Origin of the sequence: Salinicola endophyticus (genome assembly GCF_003206575.1) — a bacterium.
Taxonomy (GTDB): Bacteria; Pseudomonadota; Gammaproteobacteria; order Pseudomonadales; family Halomonadaceae; genus Salinicola; species Salinicola endophyticus.
The window spans coordinates 467,543-483,033 of the sequence record NZ_PZJO01000001.1; the positions used below are offsets into that span (position 1 = coordinate 467,543).

Genomic DNA, 15,491 nt, shown 5'->3' on the forward strand with positions numbered 1-15,491 from the left:
CTGCGCTCGGTCGAGCCGCTGACGTTCGCAGTATAGAAGAGGCCGGGGCGCCGCGCTTTCAGCCCCACAGCCGCCGGGTGGCGATCGCCGCGCCCTCGCTCAGCGCCTGGAGCTTGGCCCAGGCCACATCCTGAGCGACGAACTCGTAGCTGGCGAAGGTACCGAAGCCGCAGTCGGTCCCCGCCACCACGCGCTCGCGATCGCCAATGGCCGCTACCGAGGCGCAGATACGATTGGCCACCACTTCGGGGTGTTCGAGATAGTTGGTGGTGACATCGATCACCCCCGGCATCAGCAGCATATGATCCGGCAGCGGATGGGTCTTGAACGAGACCGTCTCGTGCTCGTGGCGCGGGTTGCCCAGCGGGATGCTGAGCGCTCCCACCTTGGCCCGATAGAGGATCGGCAGCAGCTCGGCCACCGGCACATCATCCTGGTGCGGCCCCTGCCAGTTGCCCCAGCAGACGTGCAGGCGCACCTTGTCCGCCGGAATGTTCTCCAGCGCCAGATTGATCGCCTCCACGTGCAGCTCGACACGCTCGAGGAAAGTGCCCAGATCGGCATCGCCGAACAGGATCACGCGCTCCATGGCCAGGTCCGGGGCGTCCAGCTGCAGCACGTGGCCGGCCGCCACGATCGCCTCGTACTCCTGCTTCAGCTCGCGGGCAACGGCAAGCACGTAGTCGCGGTCGGTCGGGTAATCAGGATTGTCCTGAGCGCGCAGCATGGTGGTGGTGACCACGCCAGGGGAAGCCGCGGTCATGAAAGTCTCCCGCGGCGCCGCACGTCCCGCCAGCGCAGCCTCGAACGAGGCCAGCTCCGCCTTGACCCCGGCCAGCGTCGGGTCGTAGCGCACCGCACGCTGGGCCAGCGGCGTGTTCCACACCTTGGCCAGGTCCTCGGAGACACCGATCTGGCGCGCCATGTGCTCGGCATAGCCTGGGAACTTCTGGATATCCAGCGTCGGCTTGCGTCGCCCCTCGCCGCCGAAACCGCTCATGCGCTCAGTGACATAGGTCGAGAAGCCCACCCGCGGCGCCTCGCCGTTGTTGATGCTGTCGAGCCCCGCCTCGAGCTGGGCGCCGATCACGCCATCCAGACAGCGCGCGACCTCGGCGTCGAACGCCGAACTCTCGACCGGCTTGCCCTGCTCGCGCAGGACCAGCATGCGCGACAGCGCCGGCGTGCGCGGCAGGCTGCCGGTGTGGGTGGTGATGATGCGGTCTCGGCTGGTCTGCATGGGGGCTCCTCGGCGGACATCGGGGCAATGGATCAGCCGCCAAGGATACGCAAGGCGTGGCGCGGAAACCGGCGTACACGCATGAAATTTACGCACCTTCGCCATGAGCCGGACTCATGGCGAAGGTGCGAAACAGCGTAGTCGTAGTGATACTGCCTCAGAAGGCGTAGATCACGCTGCCCTGGACACGGTTCACGCTGCCGCTGCGATGATCCACCGTCTCGCGCGTGGCGTGGGCCAGCTCGATACCGTAGGTCACGTGCTCGATCGGGTGCCACTGATAGTTGAGGTGGATCACCTGATGGACCTCATCGTAGGCATCGACAAAGCCGCCCGCGGTATCGGTCCTGATCAGCGTGACGCCATCGCGCTCGGCGGCGTCCCAGTCCGCTTCGACCCGGGAGTAGGAGAGATTGAGGGTGCCCGGCCCCACCGCCTGGCTCACGCCCAGGGTGCCGCCCCAGGCGGTGATCGTCTCCAGGCGGTCACCGACCCGATAGGCGGCCGGCGCCGGATTGACCTTCATGTAGGCGCCGATACCGTCGCCGCCGGTCACCTGGGCCCGCAGCGTGGTCGAAGGCGTCAGCGCATAGCTGCCGGCGGCCAGCAGGCCCCAGCCGACGGCCGAATCGTGCTGCGCGCCATCGTCGAACGCGATCTCCCGCACCAGCGCAGCCAGTGCCCACTTGGCCGGCCCACGCCCCGACTCGTAGCGCAGAGTGAGATCCGGCAGGCTATCCTTGCGGTCCACATCGGTGCCGGCGATCGACTTGCCACCGGTGGCGGCGTCGTAACCGCCATCGAACGAGCGCCCCGACATGGCCCCGCTGGGGTCCTCCAGCGCAATATGGACATCGCCGTACGAGTAGCGCAACTGGGCCTGGCGCAGAAAGGCGTCACGCCCCGCCGGACCCGTGAAATCCAGCGTCGGCGTGGTGCCGATGAAGGTGTGGAAGTTGCTCCAGGTCTGGCCAGCGAGCACCCCGTTCCAGGCGCCGTACGCCTGGCGCAGACGCAGGTCGCCAGTGAAGAAGTCGCCCTCGATGACGGTGACCAGATCGCCCTGAGAGGTTGGCGTCGCGGTCTTGAAACCGAGCCGCGACTCGCCCGCGGTGAGGTTGCTGTGGCCGCTGGTGTGGCGCTGGCCATCTACCGCGATCTTGCTGAAGTTGACACTGTCGCCCAGTCCGCGGCTGCCGGACTTGACGTCACCGGTGTCGTACATGATGTCGAGCTTGGCGTAGCCGTAGACCGATACCCGGGTCTTCTCGACCGTGAAGTCGACGGCCTGGGCCGAGAGTGGCAGCAGCGCTGCCGCGGCCAGCATCAGGGGCGAGCGCAAGCGTGAGAAACGCGCATGCATGGCGGGATCTCCATTGACTGTTATTGGAATTGGTGTCGAAACGTCGAGGTGACCGGCGTCGGCGAGAGGCGGTCAGCCGAACAGCTTGAACAGCAGGCGGCCGGAGATGGCCAGGATCGCTACCAGACCCAGCAGCGCGAACAGGGTCTGCCAGGGCCCGTTCTTGAGATCGCCCATCACATCCTCGCGACGCGTGAGCAGGAACAGGATGATGCCGAGGAATGGCGCCACCAGTACGGTGAGGGCTTGGGCCACGATGATCAGTTCGATCGGCGAGCCCTTGGCCAGCAGCGTCACCAGAGCCCCCCACACCAGCACGCCATAGACCAGCACCTTGACCCGCGGCGACGACAGGCTGCCGCTCCAGCCCAGGGCGTCGGCAAGCAGAGTGCCACCGGCCGAGGCGTTGGCGGCCATGGACGAGAACGCCGCAGCGAAGAAACCGAGTCCGAACAGCACCGCCCCCAGACGCCCCGCCAGCGGCTCGAGCACGCCGGCCAGCTGCGGGAAGGTGTTGGCCACGGTACCGGTCGCGTGGAGCACCGCCGCGGAGACGATGATGATGAGCATCGCCATGAGCGCGGTGGCGATATTGCCCGGCAGCGTGTCCATCAGGGTGATGGCACGATACTGCTCACGCTTGAGCTGGCGCTCGTGGATCGCATAACCGGTATAGAACGCCGAGTTGATCGAGAAATTGGTGCCGATCATGGCGATCAGCAGCACGCCCGCCTCGGCGGGAAAGTGCGGCACCAGCCCCTTGGCGGCCGCGGCCCAGTCAGGGTCGCTGAGCAGCGTGGAGGCGAGAAACCCCACCGACATCAGCCCCACCAGTGCCACCAGGAGCCGCTCCATCGCTTTATAGGCGTTGCGCATCGCCACCAGTGCGCCCACCGCCACGGTGCAGGCGAGCGTCCAACCCACCACCGAACCGTCCAGCAGCAGGCTCAAGGCCAGGCCGGAACCGACGGCGTTACCCACCGCAAACATCAGCGTGATCGCAAATACCCCACACCCCGCCAGCACGCCGACCGGCCGCCCGAGCTTGCGCTTGGTGGTGGCGACGATGGAGTCGGTACTGGCGAGGCCGAGCCTGACCGCCATGTCGTTGAACACGAACATCAGTACGGCGGAGATCAGAATCACCCACAGCAGCGTGTAGCCATAGCGGCTGCCCGCCTGCACCGCGGAGGTCAGCGCGCCGGGGCCGAAACGCCAGGCGCCCGCGACGAACGCCGGCCCCATCAGTGCCAGCATCTGCGGCAGCGTGGGTGACAGCCCGCGCGCAGCGGGCGGTGACATGGCGGAGGAAGATCGCTTCGTGCGAATAGTCATCACGTGCTCCAGTTCGTTTTTCTTGTAGGCGTGAACGTTCGCCGACAGTCATCCCGGGCGGCGGCGCGCCGCCCGGTGCCGCCCGGCCGAACCCCGGGCGACGTCACACGCTCAGGCCAGGCCGGCCTGCTGCATGGCATTGGCGATCTCGCGATCGGCCCCCTCCACCAGCGGCCGCAGCGGCGCCCGCACGGTCGCGTGCTCGAGCACCCCGCGGGCCACCAGCGCCCACTTCAGCGCCACAGTTCCCTCCATGTGCGAGCCGCGGTGATAGACGCTCTTGGTGACCGGCAGCAGGCGATCGTGGAGCTCACGCGCCTTGGCATAATCCTTTGCCTTACCGGCCTGGATCAGTTCGATCAGCGGCTCGGGGGCGATACCGCCGTAGCCGACCAGCGCTCCATCGACATCGAACATGGTGTGCAGCAGGTACTCATCGTGGCAGGTCAGAATCTGCAGATCGGGGCGCTGCTCGCGGATCACCGGGATCTCGGTGTCCCAGCGCTTCATGTTGCGCACGCCGTTCTTCATCGCGAAGACCCCCGGCTGGGCGGCGATATCGAGCTGGGTCTGCAGGTTGTAGGTCGCCTTGGTGTTGTCCGGGTACTGGAACAGGATCAGCGGCAGGCCGCTCTCTGCGTGGATGCGCCGGTAGCGCTCCTGCGGTGCGCCCTCCTGGTAACCGAAGCGCAGCCAGCCGTGGGAGGGGTAGACCAGCCCGGCGGAGGCCCCCGCTGCCATCGCTCGCTTGGCCTCCTCGGCCGCCACGTAATCCCCCTCGCGGGTGATCCCGGCGATGATCGGAATCTCGCCCTTGACCGCTTCGACGAACGCCTCGATGACCTTGCACTGCTCGTCGGAGGTGAGGAAGGTGCCCTCGCCGGCATGCCCCAGCACCACCAGCCCGGTGATGCCGTCGATGCCGCCCAGCCAGGCGCCGAGACGATGGATGGCGGCATAGTCGACCTCACCATCACGGGTGAAGGGGGTGACCGGCGCCGGGGTGAGACCGCGGAGATTGAGCGTCATGGGAAAAGCCTCTTGGCAGTGATTGGTAACGTTAACGGGAACGTTTGCATATGATGTCGACGAGACCCGCGTCTGCCTATGCCACCATGGTCTACCCCCACAGGCGGTCACCGCTGAGGCACCATGCCGAGGCGAGACGGCACCCCGCCACCCGCTGGCAGATATGCGATAGTGGGCAGGGCGACGGCCACGGCGGCCAGGGCCGTCAGTCGTGGACTCGCTTTTTCGAACCAGTCACAAGGGCGTTGATGAACGACAAACCGATCACCATGCATGACGTCGCCAGAGCGGCCGGCGTCAGTACATCGACCGTTTCCCGCGTGCTCGACGAACGCCTACCGCCCTCGCGCAGCCCCGCCGCACAGCGGGTTCGCGACGCCGCCAAGGCGCTCGGCTACAAGCGCGACATCATGGCGTCGAGCCTGCGCCGCGGGGGTAGCGGCACCATCGGTGTACTGGTACCCCGCCTGAGCGACACGGTGATGGCCCTGACCTACGAGGCCATCTCACGGGCCGCGCAGGAGCGCCACTATTTCGCCATCGTGGCCACCAGCGGCGATGACCCGGTCGACGAACAGCAGGCGGTGGAGTCGCTGCTCGATCGTCGCGTCGACGGCTTGATCCTGGCCACCAGCCGACTGGACGACGAGCTGCCCTCCCGCCTGCGCGAACGCGGCGTGCCCCACACCCTGATACTACGCACCGACGGCACCAGCCCCGCCTCGCTCGGCGATGACATCCAGGGCGGTTATCTGGCCACACGACATCTACTCGACCTCGGCCATCGCGACATCGGTCTGGTCGCGGGGCCGAGCTTCACCTCCAGTGCCCGCGATCGCCAGAGCGGCTTTCGCCAGGCGATGCAGGAGGCCGGGGTCGCGGTCAACGAGGCATGGGTGATCGAATCCGGCTTCGGTATCGAGTCGGGCGAGACGGCGGGCCTGGCGCTGCTCTCCGGCGCCGCCCGCCCATCGGCGCTGTTTGCGGTCAACGACAATCTGGCCATCGGTGTCATGGCCGCCGCACACCGCCTGGAGATCGAGATCGGGCGCGCGCTGTCGCTGGTCGGTTACAACGACATTCCACTGGCGAGCCGGCTGCCGGTGCCGCTCACCTCGGTGCATACGCCCTTCGACTATGTCGCCCGACAGGCCGTCGACCTGCTGCTGAGCGAAGAGGCGCTGACCACGCGCCCCACTCGACGCGCCATGCCGAGCCTGATCCCGCGCGCCTCCACACGGCAGTTCACGCCGCGCTGAGGCGCGCTGCTGGCCGCCTCAGTCGTCCAGCACGTCGGGCAGGTCGGTCACCGCGCCGCGCGAGGCCGAGCTGACGGTCTTGGCGTACTTGGCCAGGGCGCCACGGGCGTAGCGCGGTGTCGGCCGACGCCACGCCTCGCGCCGGCGCTGCAGCTCGGCATCGTCGACGTGCAGTGTCATCACGTCGTTCTCAGCGTCGATGGTGATCTCATCGCCATCCTCGATCAGGCCGATCGGCCCGCCGACGAACGCCTCCGGGGTGATGTGGCCGACCACGAAGCCGTGGCTGCCGCCGGAGAAGCGGCCATCGGTGATCAGCGCCACCTGGTCGCCCAGGCCGCGACCCATGATCGCCGAGGTGGGAGTGAGCATCTCGCGCATGCCCGGCCCGCCCTTGGGCCCTTCGTAGCGAATGACGACGACGTCGCCGGCGACCACCGTCAAATCGTTGATGCGCGCCTGCGCCTCCTCTTCCGAATCGAACACCCGCGCGCGGCCGGTGAAGCGGGTACCCTCCTTGCCACTGATCTTGGCCACCGCCCCCTCCGGCGCCAGGTTGCCGTAGAGAATGCGCAGATGGCTGGTCGCCTTCACCGGCGCCTCCAGCGGCTTGATGATCTGCTGATCGAGCGGATAGGGCGCGACCTCGGCGAGGTTCTCCGCCAGCGTCTTGCCGGTGACAGTGACGCAGTCGCCATGGAGCAGTCCGGCGTCGAGCAGAATCTTCATCAGCGGCTGGATGCCGCCGATCGCCACCAGCTCGCTCATCATGTAGTGGCCGCTGGGGCGCAGGTCGGCCAGCACCGGCGCACGCTTGCCGATGGCGGTGAAGTCATCCAGCGTGAGTTCGACCCCGACGGTATTGGCGATCGCCAGCAGGTGCAGCACCGCGTTGGTGGAGCCGCCGAGGGCGATGACCACGGTGATGGCGTTCTCGAATGCCTGGCGGGTCATGATGTCCGACGGTTTCAGATCCAGCGCCAGCAGATTGAGCACCGCGGCACCGGCGGCGTGGCTGTCGTCGCGCTTGGTCTGCGACACGGCTTCCTGGGCCGAGGAGTTGGGCAGGCTCATGCCCAGCGCCTCGATCGCCGAGGCCATGGTATTGGCGGTGTACATGCCGCCGCAGGAGCCCGGGCCGGGGATCGCCGTCTCCTCGATCTGCTTGACCTCGATCAGCGACTTGTTGCCCTGGGAGTAGGCGCCCATCGCCTCGAACACCGAGACGATATCGGTGTGCCCGGCGCCGGGCTGGATGGTCCCGCCGTAGACGAAGATACCCGGACGATCGAGACGCGCCAGGCCGATCATGCAGCCCGGCATGTTCTTGTCGCAGCCGCCGATGGCGACCACGCCGTCGAAGCCCTCGCAGCCCGCCACCGCTTCGATGGAGTCGGCGATGATCTCGCGCGAGACCATCGAGTACTTCATGCCCTCGGTGCCGTTGGCGATGCCGTCGGAGATGGTGATGGTGTTGAACACCACGCCCTTGCCGCCGGCGGCATCGGCGCCGTCGCTGGCCGCGTCGGCGAGCACGTCGATATGGCTGTTGCACGGCGTGACCCGGCTCCAGGTCGAGGCGACCCCGATCTGCGGCTTCTTGAAGTCGTCGTCGTTGAAACCGACGGCGCGCAGCATGGCGCGGCTGGCCGCCTTGCCAGGACCATCGACCACCTTGGCCGAATGGCGCCGCCGCGGGTCATTCTCGTGGGGGGAATCGTGCTCGCTCATCGGGCGCTCCTCTTCTCGCTTGTGATGCTGGGTCTTGTGGTTTTGGCGTGTGATGCCGGCGTGTGGTCTCGACATCGTGTCCGACTGCCGCGTCGGGCTTTCGCCTGCGACCGATGGAACCGACGGAGGTCGGGCGACCCCCTGTCCATGTCATACTGGCGCGGCGCTACTGCCCTCATCCTCTCTCACTTCGCGGCGGCTCGTCATGTTCGACTTCAAGGAAATCGAAGCCTTCGTCTGGATCGTGCGCCTCGGCTCCTTCCGGCTGGCGGCCCAGCACCTGCATCTGACCCAGCCCTCGATCTCGGACCGTGTCGCGCGGCTGGAGGAGATCGTCGGTGGCGCGCTGCTGGATCGCGCCCAGCGTCCGATTCAGCCGACCCTCAAGGGGCGGCAGTTCTATCGCCATGCCGAGCTGCTGCTGGAGACGCGCCAGGAGGCGATGGCGATGCTCGAGGCCAGCAACCCATTCCAGGGGGTGCTGCGTCTCGGCGTGGTCGAGACCATCGCCCACAGCTGGCTGCCGGCGTTCATTGCCGAACTCGCCAACCGCTTTCCCGACATGACGCTGCAACTCGAGGTGGATGGTACGCCGGGGCTCGCCAACCGGCTGCTCAATCGCCAGGTAGACATGGCCTTCACGCTGGGGCCGGTGGACGCCAAGGACATCCTCAGCCGGCCGCTCTGCCACTATGCCACGGGTCTGATCGCCACCCCGCAGCTGGGCTTCTCGGCCCAGACGTTCACCCTGGAAGCGCTGGCGCGTACCGGGACGCCCCTGATCACCTTCGCCAGTGACAGCCGCCCCTATCGCGCGCTGCAGTCACTGCTCCATCAGGAGCGCCTCGAGCGGATCAAGCTGCACTGCTCCGGCTCGGTGTGGACCATCGTGCGCCTGGCGCTGGATGGTATCGGCGTCGGCGCCATCCCACCGCGCATCGTCGAGCAGGAGATCGCCCGCGGCGAGCTCATCACGCTGCCCTGCGACCTGCCCCGGCTCGACTTCGCGGCCTCCTGGCCGCAGCACATCGACAAGGCGCTGGCTGATGGCGTCATCGACCTGGCGATCGAACTCGGTCAACGGGACCAGCGCGAACATGCCTGACGCCGAACAAGGCGTTACCGACGGGGGCTATGGCGCAAGGCGTTGCCGATGTGCCTGACATCGAAAGGTTTTGTCGATGAAAGGGAATCATAAAAATCGATTGGATTGATGCGCTGTGAACCCATAGCGTTGGATTGCATAAGGTGGCGTCCGGCCCTGGCGGTCGCAACTGCCACGACAATGACAATCAGGATCGACGACATGACCTCTCTCGACGCCACCGTCTCTCCGGCCGAGGCGCGCACCGCCATCCGTCGCGGCGACTGGCCCACCACCACCACCGGTATCGCCAACGGCTACGCCCAGGCCAACCTGGTCATCATCCCCGAAAACCATGCCGCCGATTTCCTGCGCTTCTGCCTGGCCAATCGCGCCGCCTGCCCGGTGCTCGACGTCAGCGAGCCGGGCAGCTTTCATCCGCAGGTACTGGGAGAGGCGATCGACCTGCGCACCGACGTCCCGCGCTACCGCGTCTACGAGGATGGAGAACTGGTCGACGAGCCGGCCGACCTCGTCTCCCGCTGGCGCCAGGATCTGGTCACCTTCTCGCTCGGCTGCTCGTTCTCGTTCGAGGAGTCGCTGCTCGCCGAGGGCGTGCCGGTTCGCCACATGGCCGCACGCACCATCGTGCCGATGTACCGGACCACTATTCCGCTGATCCCCGCCGGTCCGTTCCATGGCAGCTATGTCGTGTCGATGCGCGCCATGTCTCCGGCCGATGCCATCCGCGCCATCCAGATCACCACCGACATGCCCAGCGTTCACGGTGCGCCCCTGCACCTGGCGCGACCGGAACTGATCGGTATCGACGATATCCACCAGCCGGACTTCGGCGATGCCCCCGTGATGGAAGCCGGCGACATTCCCGTGTTCTGGGCCTGCGGGGTGACGCCGCAGATCGCGCTGATGAATGCGAGGCTGCCCTTCGCCATGGCCCACGCCCCGGGCCATATGCTGATCACCGACATTCCCAACCATCGTTTGAAGTATCGCTGACGACGTCGCGCGAAACGCGCTGGCATCAGGCGATGAGCCACCCTCGTACAACAACCTCAATACGCGAGAGAGCCCCATGAAAAAGATGCTGTTTGGTCTCACCCTGACCGCCCTGGCCGCCGGCCTCGCTCAACAGGCAAGTGCGGAAACCAGCCTCAACGTCGTCGGCACCTGGAGTGCCGTATCGCTCCACAAGAACTTCGAGAAGCCGTTCTGGACCGAGACGCTGCCCAAGGCGAGCGACGGTCGGATTCAGGTCCAGATGACCACCTTCGATCAGATGGGTATCTCCGGTGGCGATGTCTTCACCTATCTGAAGAACGGCCTGTTCAATGTCGGCATGACCTTCTCCGACTACGTCGGCGGCCAGGCGCCGGCACTCGAAGGGCTCGACCTGCCGATGATGACCACCGACCCCGCGAAGGCCCGCGAGGTCAGCGAGGCGTTCATGCCGATCGCCGAAAGGGCAATGCAGTCTCACTACGATGCGCACGTGCTGGCGATCGCGCCCAACACGCCGCAGGTGGTGTTCTGCAACACCCCGATCAAGGGCCTCGGCGATCTGCAGGGCAAGAAGATACGCGCCAGCGGCCGCACCACGGCGGAGTTCCTCTCGGCGCTCGGCGCCCAGAGCACGGTCATGGCATTCAACGAGGTGCCGGGGGCGCTGGAGCGCGGGGTGATCGACTGCGCGGTCACCGGCTCGCTCTCAGGCTACAACTCCGGCTGGCAGGATGTGGCGGACTATCTGCTGCCCCTCCCGGTGGGTGGCTGGGATACCGTCATCACCGCCATCAGCGATACCACCTGGCAGTCACTGGACGACGCCACCCGCCAGTTGATCGAGCGTGACATCGTCACCGGCTTCATCGATCCGGTGTGGAACAATCTGCCCAAGGACGAGCAGCAGGGTATTGCCTGCCTGACTGGCCATGGCGAGTGCGAACACGGCAAGCCGGGCGACATGACGCTGGTCGCAGTGACCGATGCCGACCGCGAACGCGCCCATCAGGCGCTGGTCAGCGCGGTCCTGCCGAGCTGGGCCTCGCGGATCGATGACGAGACGATCTCGCTGTGGAACGAGGACGTCGCACCGCTCGTCGCCCTCCCCATCGTCAAGTAAACCGGTCGAAGGGCCGGGCACGCCACTGCTCGGTCCTTGCCCGTCGGCAGGTACTCAACATGCTCGCTCTCGTTTCTCTGATCGACGCCCTCGTGGGCGCCGTCCGTCTCGTCTCGCGCTGGGCCGCTCGACTCATCGGCCTGCTGCTGCTGGCCGTCGTGGTCATGGTCATCCTGGAAGTGATCGGCCGCAAGCTGCTGGGCTACTCCTTCGAAGGCGTCCAGGAGTACGCCGGCTATGTCCTCGCCATTCTCTCGGCCTGGGGGCTCTCGCACACGCTGGTCGAACGTGCCCATATCCGTATCGATGTCGGCTACTCGAAGCTGCCGAGCGCCGCCCGTGCAGCGCTCGATCTGCTCTCGATACTCGCCGTCAATCTGGTCGGCTGGATGATCGTCATCCACGCCTGGCCGGTGTTCTCGGGGTCACTCGCCAACCACACCACCGCCAATACGCCGCTGTCGACGCCACTGTGGATACCGCAGCTGGTCTGGGTCGCGGGCTACACTTGGTTTGCCCTGGCGGCGGCGGTGCTCGCGCTTCGCGCTCTGCTGGCAGCGGTCGGCGGCGATAGCGCCACGATTCGCACACTGATCGGCATGGGCCACGACGCCGACCCGCTCGAGGCCCGCGCGCGCGACACCGCGACAGGAGGAACGTCCTGATGCTTGCCTATCTCGCTATCGGGATTCTGGCACTGCTGCTGACCGGTATCCCGGTCGCCATCGTGCTGTTCCTGCTCGCCTTCGGTGTCGATCAATTCTTCTCGTTCTTTCCGCTGATGCGGGCGCTCGGCCAGAACCTGTGGTCAGCGGCGGACTCCTTTCTGCTGATCGCGATTCCGCTGTTCGTGCTGATGGGCGAGATCATCGTGCGCGCGGGGATCGCCGAGCGCGCCTACCGCGCCATGGATCACTGGCTCTCCTGGCTGCCCGGCGGCCTGCTGCACGCTAACGTGATGACCTCGATGCTGTTCTCCGCGACCTCGGGGTCCTCCGTGGCCACCGCAGCCACGATCTCCACCGTGGCGCTGCCGCAGGGCGACAAACTCGGCTATCATCCGCGGCTCTTCTGCGGCAGCATCGCCGCTGGCGGTACCCTGGGCATCCTGATTCCGCCGTCGATCAACCTGATCGTCTACGGTTTCCTCACCGAGACCTCGATCCCCAAGCTGTTCGTGGCCGGACTTCTCCCGGGGCTGCTGCTGACCGGGCTGTTCATGCTGACGGCGATCCTGTTCTGTACTGTCAAGCCGTCGCTGGGAGGGCCACGCCGTCGCTCGAGCTGGCCGGAGCGGTTGCGTCATCTGAAGTTCCTGCTGCCGCTGCTGGTCCTGTTCATCGCCATCGTCGGTTCGATCTACACCGGCTGGGCGACGCCCACCGAAGCCGCCGCCATCGGCGTGCTGGTCGCGCTGATACTCGCCGCGTTCAACCGGCGCCTGGACTGGCGCATGTTGACCCAAGCGCTCGACAACACCGTGCGCACCACCTCGATGATCCTGTTCATCATGCTGGCGGCCTCGTTTCTCAACTTCGCGCTCGCCTCGGCGGGCCTCTCCGGCCAGCTGACGCAGCTGCTGACACAGCTGGAGCTGTCGCCGATGGCGCTGCTGCTCTGCGTGCTGGCCCTGCTGGTGATCCTCGGCTTCTTCATCGAGACGCTGTCGATGATGGTGATCACGCTGCCGATCATCGCGCCCCTGCTGTTCGCCGCGGGCTTCGACAAGGTGTGGTTCGGCGTGGTGATGATCCTGTTCGTCGAGATGGCGCTGATCACCCCACCGGTCGGGCTCAATCTCTACATCGTGCAGGCAGCCCGGCGCGGCAAGCCGTTCTCCGACGTGGTGATCGGCACGCTGCCGTTCATCGCCGCCATGGTGGTGATGGCCGTACTGCTGATCCTGTTCCCCGGCATCGCCCTGTGGCTGCCGAACTCGCTCTGATCCGCCGCGTCATCGACAAAGACAACTCAGGAACCGCCAATGCTGACTTTCGATACCCCCGGAGGCACGCTCACCGTCACACCGCAACGGCTGGCGATCGCCGGCTGGGCCGGCCGCGATCAGGCGGGCGTGCAACACCATATCGACGAGCTGGTCGCCATCGGGGTCAAGCCGCCCTCCCGCGTGCCGCTGTTCTATCGCGCCAGTGCGCAGCTGCTGACCCAGGCGGAGCACGTCGAGATGCTCGGTGGCGAAGGCTCCGGCGAAGCCGAGGTCTGCCTTGTCAGCGACGAAAATGGCCGACTGTGGGTGACGCTCGCCTCCGACCATACCGACCGCAAGCTGGAAGTCGTGGGGGTTGCCGAGTCCAAGCAGATCTGCGCCAAGCCGGTCGCCCGACATGCCTGGCCACTAGAAGCCGTACGCGAGCATTGGGATGCGCTGGCACTGGCCAGTGAGATCGCAGAGAACGGCCAGGTCGTCTCCTATCAGCAGGGCACGCTGGCCGAGCTGCTGGATATCGAGACGCTGCTGGCCAAGCTGCCGGACGCACTCAAGCAGGGCGAATCGCTGGCCCCCAACACGCTGCTGCTGTGCGGCACGGTGCCGGCCATCGGCGGTATCCGGCCCAGCCCGCGCTTCTCGATGACGCTCACCGACCCCGTGCTGAACCGTCGCCTGAGCCACCGCTACACCATCATCGAGCTCGAGGTCGCGCAATGAGTTCGCCAGAGACGCCACAGGATGCCGCACGCGCATTCTGGGCGCGCCCTGCCGGGGGAGCTGCTGACAGGGCACATCAACATGAGCAAGTTCGCATTCTCGGGACTCGGCCTCAATCACGTCATCAACGTCCGGACCTACGACGAGCGAGACGGCCGATCTTGTCGATCAACCCGAGCGGCGGCATGGCGGGCAGATAGAAGCGTTGCAGCGGCGTGGCCGACTGGCTCGATACCGTCGTTTTCGACCCGACATCGGCCTGCTCGCCGCGGGCGGGCATGTAACCGATCAGCATCGTCACCAACGCGATCGAAGCAAAGGCGATGAAACAGAAGGCGTAGCCGTGGTGGCCGATCAGATAGCCCGCCAGTGGCGAACCGACGATCTGGCCTGCCGCGATCATCAAGAACGGTAAACCGAGCCCGATGGCGGGACGGTCACTGTAGAGGCGCACGCCCCAGACCAGATAGATACCCGTGAGCATGATATAGCTCGCCCCGAACAGAGCGCCTGAACCCAGGGCGGCTGACAGGCTCGAGGGCATCAGCGCGAGCAGCAGCAGTGCAAGTGCCAGCGCGGCCAGCGTTGCCCGATGCACCCCGTTGATGCCGAAGCGGTTGACGAGATCCCCGGCAAGGCCGCCGACCAGGCCGGAGATGCCAATCAGAATCCAGACGCTGTTGGCCAACGCCTGGGATAACTGCCCTTGCGTGAGTAGCGCCTCGCTCGAAAACGTCCAGTAGGCGGCGCTGGCAATGCCCATGCCCACCGAGGCCACCATCACTCGCCAGGCCGAAGCCCGCCACAGTCCGCCCAGGTTCCGCCGGCCGGCTGTCTCCGAGGCAGTGTCGCCACACGCTTCGCTCGTCCCGGCACGCGGTACGCTGACGAACAGCAGCACAGCGTTGAGCAGAGCGATCACCGCAAAAGCGGCATAGGCGATTCGCCACTGCCCCGTGGCGATGAACGCCACCGGACCGGAGATGGCGACGCCGAGACTGGTGCCGGCATTGACGACGGTATTGGCACGGCCCTGGCGCTCGGTTGCGATCGCCCTCGAGACGGCCTCGGCCATGGGGGGCGAGGCCAGCCCGGTGCTGGCCCCCGCCAGCAAGATGGCGCCGGCAAGCCACAGCGCGCTGGTGCTGGCGGAGATGATCGCCATACCCGTCGCGGCGACCAGGGCCGCGGCAACGGCCATGGATCGAGCACCGAGTCGCTCCACCAGTAGCGCACTGATCACGATAGCGAAGCAGTAGCCCACGTAGGCACCGCTGCCGATGGCCCCCGCCATCGTCGAATTCAACCCGACATCCTCGCGCATGCTGGGCAAGAACAGGCCGTAGGCAAAGCGTGCCAAGCCGTAGCTCACGCCGATCAATAGCGTTCCCGCGACGATGAGTCGACGTTCCTGGTGAGTCATGCTGCAATCCTCCCTGGCTACCGAATCGGGCTAGAGTGACGACCTTGAGACGACGCCACTGATGTAAAGTGATCGTTTTCCTTACGTGCCTGACACATCCGCCGACATAGCGCCGGAGAGGGCAATCTCCTGCCGTCAGAGGAAAGCGTCCTCGACCACCCGCTAGGCAGTGATCGTTGGAGCCCGGGTCACTCTCTAGTTCAGCCCTGTTCACTCTCC

Annotated in this window: 13 protein-coding genes; 7 read left to right on the top strand and 6 right to left on the bottom strand. The window is 66.3% G+C overall.

The window, feature by feature from the left end; translation table 11 throughout:
* Positions 1-58: 58 nt before the first annotated feature.
* The 4 genes from DOM66_RS02075 to DOM66_RS02090 all read right to left on the bottom strand — a co-directional run bounded on the left by DOM66_RS02075 (position 59) and on the right by DOM66_RS02090 (position 4,967).
* On the bottom strand, positions 59-1,240 hold the full coding sequence (locus DOM66_RS02075) for a cobalamin-independent methionine synthase II family protein (protein WP_110689099.1): 1,182 nt from the start codon (positions 1,238-1,240) through the stop codon (positions 59-61).
* A gap of 157 nt (positions 1,241-1,397) precedes the next feature.
* Positions 1,398-2,603, bottom strand: a complete 1,206-nt coding sequence (locus tag DOM66_RS02080; RefSeq protein ID WP_110689100.1) for a DcaP family trimeric outer membrane transporter — start codon at positions 2,601-2,603, stop codon at positions 1,398-1,400.
* 72 nt (positions 2,604-2,675) lie between these two features.
* A complete protein-coding gene (locus DOM66_RS02085; protein ID WP_110689101.1) occupies positions 2,676-3,938 on the bottom strand; it encodes an Nramp family divalent metal transporter in 1,263 nt (420 codons plus the stop codon).
* A gap of 111 nt (positions 3,939-4,049) precedes the next feature.
* A complete protein-coding gene (locus DOM66_RS02090; RefSeq protein WP_110675719.1) occupies positions 4,050-4,967 on the bottom strand; it encodes a dihydrodipicolinate synthase family protein in 918 nt (305 codons plus the stop codon).
* 248 nt (positions 4,968-5,215) lie between these two features.
* Here DOM66_RS02090 and DOM66_RS02095 point away from each other — a divergent pair, with 248 nt between their 5' ends.
* Entirely contained in the window at positions 5,216-6,226 is a 1,011-nt protein-coding gene (locus DOM66_RS02095) for a LacI family DNA-binding transcriptional regulator (RefSeq protein ID WP_110675721.1), read from the top strand.
* Positions 6,227-6,244: 18 nt separating this feature from the next.
* On the opposite strand, the gene ilvD is transcribed toward DOM66_RS02095, so the two are convergent.
* Complete coding sequence (ilvD, locus tag DOM66_RS02100) at positions 6,245-7,957, bottom strand: dihydroxy-acid dehydratase (protein WP_110689102.1); 1,713 nt, start codon at positions 7,955-7,957, stop codon at positions 6,245-6,247.
* Positions 7,958-8,162: 205 nt separating this feature from the next.
* On the opposite strand from ilvD, the gene DOM66_RS02105 reads away from it, so the two are divergent.
* From DOM66_RS02105 to DOM66_RS02130, 6 genes are all read left to right on the top strand, one after another.
* The gene (locus DOM66_RS02105; RefSeq protein WP_188115120.1) at positions 8,163-9,062 is read left to right on the top strand and encodes a LysR family transcriptional regulator; all 900 of its coding nucleotides are present in this window, start codon (positions 8,163-8,165) and stop codon (positions 9,060-9,062) included.
* A gap of 201 nt (positions 9,063-9,263) precedes the next feature.
* Positions 9,264-10,058, top strand: coding sequence for a putative hydro-lyase (locus DOM66_RS02110; protein ID WP_110675727.1), 795 nt, complete (start codon positions 9,264-9,266; stop codon positions 10,056-10,058).
* A 76-nt stretch (positions 10,059-10,134) separates the two neighbouring features.
* Positions 10,135-11,181 carry a TRAP transporter substrate-binding protein gene (locus DOM66_RS02115; RefSeq protein ID WP_110689104.1) on the top strand — a complete coding sequence of 349 codons (1,047 nt, stop codon included), beginning with the start codon at positions 10,135-10,137 and terminating at the stop codon, positions 11,179-11,181.
* Positions 11,182-11,240: 59 nt separating this feature from the next.
* Positions 11,241-11,846: a TRAP transporter small permease subunit gene (locus DOM66_RS02120; RefSeq protein ID WP_110689105.1), complete on the top strand. Its 606-nt coding sequence runs from the start codon at positions 11,241-11,243 to the stop codon at positions 11,844-11,846.
* Positions 11,846-13,126 (top strand): TRAP transporter large permease, encoded by a 1,281-nt coding sequence (locus tag DOM66_RS02125; protein WP_110675732.1) that lies wholly within the window; start codon positions 11,846-11,848, stop codon positions 13,124-13,126. The genes DOM66_RS02120 and DOM66_RS02125 overlap by 1 nt, the downstream gene beginning before the upstream one ends.
* A gap of 39 nt (positions 13,127-13,165) precedes the next feature.
* Positions 13,166-13,849: a DUF2848 domain-containing protein gene (locus DOM66_RS02130; protein ID WP_110689106.1), complete on the top strand. Its 684-nt coding sequence runs from the start codon at positions 13,166-13,168 to the stop codon at positions 13,847-13,849.
* 124 nt (positions 13,850-13,973) lie between these two features.
* Here the strand turns inward: DOM66_RS02130 and DOM66_RS02135 are convergent, their stop codons facing one another.
* On the bottom strand, positions 13,974-15,272 hold the full coding sequence (locus tag DOM66_RS02135) for an MFS transporter (RefSeq protein ID WP_110689107.1): 1,299 nt from the start codon (positions 15,270-15,272) through the stop codon (positions 13,974-13,976).
* Positions 15,273-15,491: the final 219 nt, after the last annotated feature.

What these genes read in the sequence shown, in the direction of transcription:
- DOM66_RS02095 (WP_110675721.1), top strand. Translation starts at nt 5,216, where the DNA reads ATGAACGACAAACCGATCACCATGCATGACGTCGCCAGAGCGGCCGGC.
- DOM66_RS02110 (WP_110675727.1), top strand. Translation starts at nt 9,264, where the DNA reads ATGACCTCTCTCGACGCCACCGTCTCTCCGGCCGAGGCGCGCACCGCC.
- DOM66_RS02085 (WP_110689101.1), bottom strand. Translation starts at nt 3,938, where the DNA reads ATGACTATTCGCACGAAGCGATCTTCCTCCGCCATGTCACCGCCCGCT.
- DOM66_RS02130 (WP_110689106.1), top strand. Translation starts at nt 13,166, where the DNA reads ATGCTGACTTTCGATACCCCCGGAGGCACGCTCACCGTCACACCGCAA.
- DOM66_RS02120 (WP_110689105.1), top strand. Translation starts at nt 11,241, where the DNA reads ATGCTCGCTCTCGTTTCTCTGATCGACGCCCTCGTGGGCGCCGTCCGT.
- DOM66_RS02115 (WP_110689104.1), top strand. Translation starts at nt 10,135, where the DNA reads ATGAAAAAGATGCTGTTTGGTCTCACCCTGACCGCCCTGGCCGCCGGC.
- DOM66_RS02135 (WP_110689107.1), bottom strand. Translation starts at nt 15,272, where the DNA reads ATGACTCACCAGGAACGTCGACTCATCGTCGCGGGAACGCTATTGATC.
- DOM66_RS02080 (WP_110689100.1), bottom strand. Translation starts at nt 2,603, where the DNA reads ATGCATGCGCGTTTCTCACGCTTGCGCTCGCCCCTGATGCTGGCCGCG.
- DOM66_RS02105 (WP_188115120.1), top strand. Translation starts at nt 8,163, where the DNA reads ATGTTCGACTTCAAGGAAATCGAAGCCTTCGTCTGGATCGTGCGCCTC.
- ilvD (WP_110689102.1), bottom strand. Translation starts at nt 7,957, where the DNA reads ATGAGCGAGCACGATTCCCCCCACGAGAATGACCCGCGGCGGCGCCAT.
- DOM66_RS02075 (WP_110689099.1), bottom strand. Translation starts at nt 1,240, where the DNA reads ATGCAGACCAGCCGAGACCGCATCATCACCACCCACACCGGCAGCCTG.
- DOM66_RS02125 (WP_110675732.1), top strand. Translation starts at nt 11,846, where the DNA reads ATGCTTGCCTATCTCGCTATCGGGATTCTGGCACTGCTGCTGACCGGT.
- DOM66_RS02090 (WP_110675719.1), bottom strand. Translation starts at nt 4,967, where the DNA reads ATGACGCTCAATCTCCGCGGTCTCACCCCGGCGCCGGTCACCCCCTTC.